Origin of the sequence: Huintestinicola butyrica (genome assembly GCF_025567215.1) — a bacterium.
GTDB classification, from domain to species: domain Bacteria; phylum Bacillota; class Clostridia; order Oscillospirales; family Ruminococcaceae; genus Huintestinicola; species Huintestinicola butyrica.
Window position 1 is genome coordinate 6,201 of record NZ_JAOQKB010000025.1, and the last position, 5,622, is coordinate 11,822.

At 49.1% G+C, this 5,622-nt stretch carries 8 protein-coding genes and 3 pseudogenes; all 11 read left to right on the plus strand.

Annotated features, from left to right (window positions below):
- Positions 1–796 (plus strand): AAA family ATPase (locus tag OCV68_RS14500; RefSeq protein WP_262573765.1); only part of this gene is annotated, 796 nt, incomplete at its 5' end.
- Between the two features lie 143 nt (positions 797–939).
- The gene (locus OCV68_RS14505; RefSeq protein WP_021635681.1) at positions 940–1,098 is read left to right on the plus strand and encodes a transposon-encoded TnpW family protein; all 159 of its coding nucleotides are present in this window, start codon (positions 940–942) and stop codon (positions 1,096–1,098) included.
- 41 nt (positions 1,099–1,139) lie between these two features.
- Positions 1,140–1,955: pseudogene (locus tag OCV68_RS14510) on the plus strand (VirD4-like conjugal transfer protein, CD1115 family); the annotation flags it as partial.
- A gap of 36 nt (positions 1,956–1,991) precedes the next feature.
- A pseudogene (locus OCV68_RS14515) lies at positions 1,992–2,120 on the plus strand (Maff2 family mobile element protein); the annotation flags it as partial.
- Between the two features lie 197 nt (positions 2,121–2,317).
- Positions 2,318–2,677, plus strand: a complete 360-nt coding sequence (locus tag OCV68_RS14520; protein WP_055194866.1) for a PadR family transcriptional regulator — start codon at positions 2,318–2,320, stop codon at positions 2,675–2,677.
- Positions 2,674–3,132, plus strand: a complete 459-nt coding sequence (locus OCV68_RS14525; protein ID WP_055194864.1) for a DUF1700 domain-containing protein — start codon at positions 2,674–2,676, stop codon at positions 3,130–3,132. The genes OCV68_RS14520 and OCV68_RS14525 overlap by 4 nt, the downstream gene beginning before the upstream one ends.
- A 3-nt stretch (positions 3,133–3,135) precedes the next feature.
- Entirely contained in the window at positions 3,136–3,579 is a 444-nt protein-coding gene (locus OCV68_RS14530) for a hypothetical protein (protein ID WP_055194861.1), read from the plus strand.
- 166 nt (positions 3,580–3,745) lie between these two features.
- Positions 3,746–4,168 (plus strand): RNA polymerase sigma factor, encoded by a 423-nt coding sequence (locus tag OCV68_RS14535; RefSeq protein ID WP_147601579.1) that lies wholly within the window; start codon positions 3,746–3,748, stop codon positions 4,166–4,168.
- Entirely contained in the window at positions 4,161–4,358 is a 198-nt protein-coding gene (locus OCV68_RS14540) for a helix-turn-helix domain-containing protein (protein ID WP_117536057.1), read from the plus strand. The genes OCV68_RS14535 and OCV68_RS14540 overlap by 8 nt, the downstream gene beginning before the upstream one ends.
- A gap of 615 nt (positions 4,359–4,973) precedes the next feature.
- The gene (locus OCV68_RS14545; protein ID WP_249279598.1) at positions 4,974–5,372 is read left to right on the plus strand and encodes a plasmid mobilization protein; all 399 of its coding nucleotides are present in this window, start codon (positions 4,974–4,976) and stop codon (positions 5,370–5,372) included.
- Positions 5,344–5,622: pseudogene (locus OCV68_RS14550) on the plus strand (relaxase/mobilization nuclease domain-containing protein); the annotation flags it as partial. The gene OCV68_RS14545 and the pseudogene OCV68_RS14550, both read left to right, overlap by 29 nt.

Sequence of the window (5,622 nt, forward strand, 5' to 3'; positions counted from 1 at the left end):
GCCCGGTATGGAAACCCTTGAGCCGTTCAACATCATCTATCAAACCGCCGAGGACGGTCTGGGCGATACGGTCAAGCCCCGATTGATGGAAGCAGACGCAGACCTCGAAAAAGTGCTTGTCATTGACGATAGAGACACGCCGCTGACCCTTGCCGATGAACGCATAGCAAGGGCAATCCGGGAAAACAACGCAAGGCTGGTTATCATTGACCCGGTACAGGCGTTTTTGGGCACAGATGTGGACATGAACAGGGCAAACGAGGTGCGCCCGATATTCCGCAGTCTGGGAGACATTGCACAGGCTACCGGGTGCGCTATCGTGCTGATTGGACACCTGAACAAAGCCGCAGGAACGCAAAGCACCTACCGGGGATTGGGGTCTATCGACATTACGGCGGCAGTCCGCAGTCTGCTGTTTATTGGCAAGTTGAAGGACAGTCCCACAACGAGGGTGCTTATCCATGAGAAAAGCTCCCTTGCGCCGCCCGGTCAGTCTCTTGCCTTTTCTCTGGGAGACGAGAAAGGTTTTGAATGGATAGGGGCTTATGACATTACCGCTGACGAGCTTCTTGCCGGGACGGACACCGCTAAGACCGAGAGCAAGACCGCACAGGCGCAAATGCTCATTCTGGAACTGCTTGCGGACGGAAAGCGTATGCCGAGCGCAGAGCTGGAAAAGGCAGTCAATGAGCGTGGGATTTCCTCACGCACCATGAGAACGGCAAAGAGCCGTATCGGGGACAGACTTGTGACCGAGAAAGACGGCACAGCATGGGTCTGCTATCTCCGAGACTGACAACAGGAACACGGCAAGCGTGGCAAAGACGGCAAGGTTTTTATAGATACCTTAATGTTGCCGCCTTGCCTTGTTCCCTCATACCGACACCGCCCGATGATGAATAGTCACCGGGCACTTTTTCATTTACAGGAGGATTTTGAATGAACAATACCGCAACCAACACCGCCACTTGCCCGACTGTCAGAAAGCAGATTGGCAAGACCACCTATATCGTCCGTGTCCATTTCAGCGAGACCGCCAAGGAGACGATGGAGGACAAAATCAAGCGTATGCTCCGTGAAGAAGTCCGCAGAATGTAACTTATTTTTGAATTTGATGAAAAAGTCCTTGACTTTTCGTCTCTGGCAAGACCTTAAAATCCATCCTCATTTCCTGCGGTGCTCGGCTTGCTCCCTTCGATATCAAGGAGCTGCGGGACCTGATGGAGTATGACGAACTGGAACTGGATACCCTGGGCGACCAAAAGACGGCGCTGTTTGTGATCCTTTCGGATACGGACAGCACTTTCAATTTCGTGGCTGCCCTCATGTATAGTCAGCTTTTCAATCTGCTCTGCGACAAGGCGGATGACTTCTACGGTGGGCGGCTGCCCGTCCATGTCCGTTTGATCCTGGACGAGTTTGCCAACATCGGCCAGATACCGAACTTCGATAAGCTGATTGCCACCATCCGAAGCCGTGAAATATCGGCTTCTATTATTTTGCAGTCGCAGAGCCAGCTAAAGACCATCTACAAGGATGCGGCAGATACCATTGTCGGTAACTGTGACAGCACCTTGTTTTTGGGAGGCAAGGAGAAATCCACGCTCAAGGAAATTTCGGAACTGCTGGGGAAAGAGACCATTGATTTCTATAACCAGTCCGAAAACCGGGGCAGCCAGGTTTCCCACGGCCTCAGTTATCAGAAATTAGGAAAGGAGTTGATGACCCAGGACGAATTGGCAGTGATGGACGGCGGCAAGTGTATCTTCATGCTGCGGGGCGTGCGCCCGTTCCTTTCGGACAAGTACGACCTCACCCGACACCCGAATTACAGATACACGGCCGACGCCGACCCTAAAAATGTCTTTGACATGGAACGGTACATGAAGAAGCAGCGTGCCGTGGTAAAACCCACGGACACCTTCGATGTGTACGAGATTGACGCAACAACTTAACCCAAAATCAAAAACATTTTTTAGGAGGATTATTTTATGGAATTTTTCAACAGTGCAGTTGGTGTTTTGCAGACTCTCGTAGTGGCCCTGGGCGCAGGTCTTGGTATCTGGGGCGTTATCAACCTTCTGGAAGGTTACGGCCAGGACAACCCTGCTTCCAATGCTCATGTACGATAAAGAAGTAAGATACTAAAAACAAAACATAGACCGCCAGTACCCCGCTATTCCGTTATTACCCTATGCAGAAAGTACAACATTTTGTAACTTTTCCGTGAAGCCTATTGACTTTGATACCCCAAAAGAGATATAATATAGTCGCTACTTAGTAAAACTAAATAGCAAAGCTGAAGAGAGGCGACAGTATGAATAACAGATATGTCCAACAATTCAAAAAAGGCTCTCTGGAAATGATACTCTTATGCCTAATCGGACGCAAAGAAACTTATGGATACGAAATTATATCCGAATTGAATAACAGTGCGTCTGTTTTGGGATATGCAAAAGAGGGAACCATTTATCCTATTCTGTATCGTTTGCAGGAAGCAGAACTAATTAAATGTCGATTGGCTCCGGCTGTGGCAAATGGCGGTTCAAAAAAGTATTACTCTCTAACTGATAAAGGCAGGAATATACTTGATGAACTAATCTTATTTTGGTCAAGCTATGAGAACTGCGTAAACGGCTTCATAGAAAGTTATCAACAAGCGAGGGTATCGAAATGAAAGAACAATATATTAAACAAGTTGAAAAGGAACTATCCTTACCACATAAAGCGAAAAAAGAGGTTGTGCGTGATTTGAATGAAGTTTTCGCGTCTGCTTTGGAGCATGGAGAAACGGAACAGCAGGTTATCCAGCGTTTAGGAACACCAAAAGAATTTGCAGACAGCACCGCAGAGCAGTTTGGTATTGATAACGCCTCATCAAAAAAAAGGAAAGGTATCATTTCTGCGCTTGTTGCGCTTATTGTTGCGGTTGTTGCCTTTTCGATATATGCTGTCACACGATTAGGAAAAGCACCAGAGGGCGCAATCGGACAGGCAGACGCAACAACAAATATCCAGATTGAGAGTGCATTGGGCTTTGATGTTTTACAAATCATTTTGGCAGTTGGGTTTGCCGCAGCGGTAATTGCTGTTTTATTGATTATCCGAACTATACACAAAAATAGGAGATAACTTATGAAGAAGTATATTTCTGTATTGGCAATCATATTCATAATTTCTTTGGCCGCGTGTTCTAATCAAACTATTTCGTCTACACCCACAGGTAATGAGAGCAATATACAATCTAACAGTATTACCACTCTTGACAAGGGTATCTGGCCTGTTAATGAATACACAGAGGGGCTTCCTATTCCGCCCGGTACAGTTGCATGGGCAACACTTGATACAGAACATGAAAATTGCAGTGTCAACCTTACCGGCATTAGCGACGACGACTATAGCGAGTACATGGAGGTTTTGAACCAAGAAGGTTTTTCCGTAATTGAGAATGTATCGGAGGAAATCGAAGAGGGAAACTATGTTTCGATTGGGACACTTTTATCAAACGAAGATAAGTGGTTGAGTATCAGTTACATACCAGATAGTTTAACTATCTATATTTCCTTTGACAATAATTGAAAGAGATAATGAAATAGCAAAGCCAGCCGAGCCAGTCAACGGTCAAGATGAACGGCGCATACGCGCCGCCGTTGACAGTCCCGCCCGTCTTTGCTGGTAGGCAATCAAGGGGCGACAGCAAGGAGTGCTGCCGCCCCGCACTATTATTCAGAGAGGGGGAATTTCCATGACCGAAGATGAAGCCTACAAAGTGCATATCCAGTACACATTCAATGCCTTTTGCAAGATTGTCATTCGTCACGCAGCCATAGATATAATTTTGAAGCTGCGCCGGAGGTGGGAACGGGAAGTTTCCCTTGACTACCTGATGAATGAGAAGTTTGTCCAGCTTGCCGAGCCGGAGCAGCTTGAAGAATATCTTTTTACGGCCTGCGGCCAGACCGCCGTTCTGTACCATGCGGAACTTGCCGCCGCCCTTGCCCGTTTGCCGGAGCAGACACAGGAAAAAATTTTCCGTTACTACTTCCTGCGCCAGCCGCAGCGCGTGATCGGCGTACATATTGGCCGGACACGCAGCACAGCGGGGCGGCATATCCAGCTTGCCTTGCAGCGGCTACGGCGGCTCATGGAGGAAAATCGCTATGAGTAAACTTCTCCCCTATGAAACAATCGTTAAGGCGCATGAGGGCGACCCGGACGCAATCGACACCGTCCTTTCCCACTACGCCGGATATATCCGCTACTTTTCCAAAGTACACGGACAGGTCAACGCTGAGGTTGAGGAATATGTGAAACAACAGCTAATTGCCGCGCTGTTCAAGTTTCGATTTGACCGATAAGAAAAAAACTGAATATCAGCCGCTACCAGCGGCCAGCGAAAGCAGTAAGTCTGAAAAAGATTTGCTGCTTTTTTTGTTGTCCATTTGGCAAAATCGCAAACTCACCCGTAGTAGGTAGGTAAAGCCAGAAAAAGGCTGCCTGCCCCGTTTGGCAAATTTCAAAATGCGGTGTTGTAGGGAGTGAAAGGAAAAATTCTCTGCCCCGCCGGTTGCCAAATTTCTCTTTTCCGCATTACAGAAGCAAAAGGAAATTTGAAAAAATCCCCGGACAGCGGGTAGCTGGCGGCCTTTCAAATGTATCTTTGGCGAAAGGAAAAAAGGCCGCGCACAGCGGGCTGAAAGCCCCGCCCTGTTCGCTCTATGTACGGAAAAACCCGGACAGGGGCAGTCTGCGGCTTACTAAGAGCAAGTTTCTACCACGGTGCCAAAATCCGCAATTCTGCGGTTTTGCCCCTCGCGGGAAACTTGTTGGGGAGTGCCTTCCCCAAACCCTGCTATGCGGCTTGCGCCGCAAAAAGATTTCCGTCCGGCGAAAAGTTTTTTCTCTCTTTCGCCCCAGAAATGGCTAACAGATAAGAGCATTTTTTGTGATAAGTGAAAGGAGGTATACAGCCCATGCCGAAGCGATACAACACACCCCACCGCAGCCGCGTTGTGAAAACCCGGCTGTCCGAAGATGAATACGCCGACTTCACAGCGCGGCTTGCGCCCTATGGTATCAGCCAGTCCGAATTTCTCCGGCAGGCGATACGGCGCACCGCCATACGCCCCATTATCCATGTGTCGGCGGTCAATGACGAACTGCTTTCCGCTGTCGGGAAACTCACAGCCGAGTACGGCAGGATCGGCGGCAACCTCAACCAGATTGCCCGGTATCTGAACGAGTACGGCGTACCCTATAACGCGCTGTCCGGCGAGGTACGCGCCGCCATAGCCGACCTTGCCACCCTCAAGTATGAAGTCCTCAAGAAAGTAGGTGACGCGGTTGGCAACACTCAAGCATATCAACTCTAAAAACGCCGACTACGGAGCCGCCGAACAATACCTGCTGTTTGAACATGACGAGTTTACCATGAAGCCTGTCCTTGATGAAACCGGCAGGCTTATCCCCCGCGAGGACTACCGGCTGTCCACGCTGAACTGCGGCGGCGAGGATTTTGCCGTTGCCTGTATGCGGGCAAATCTCCGCTATGAGAAGAACCAGCGGCGGGAAGATGTGAAAAGCCACCACTATATCATCAGCTTTGACCCACGGGACGGCCCG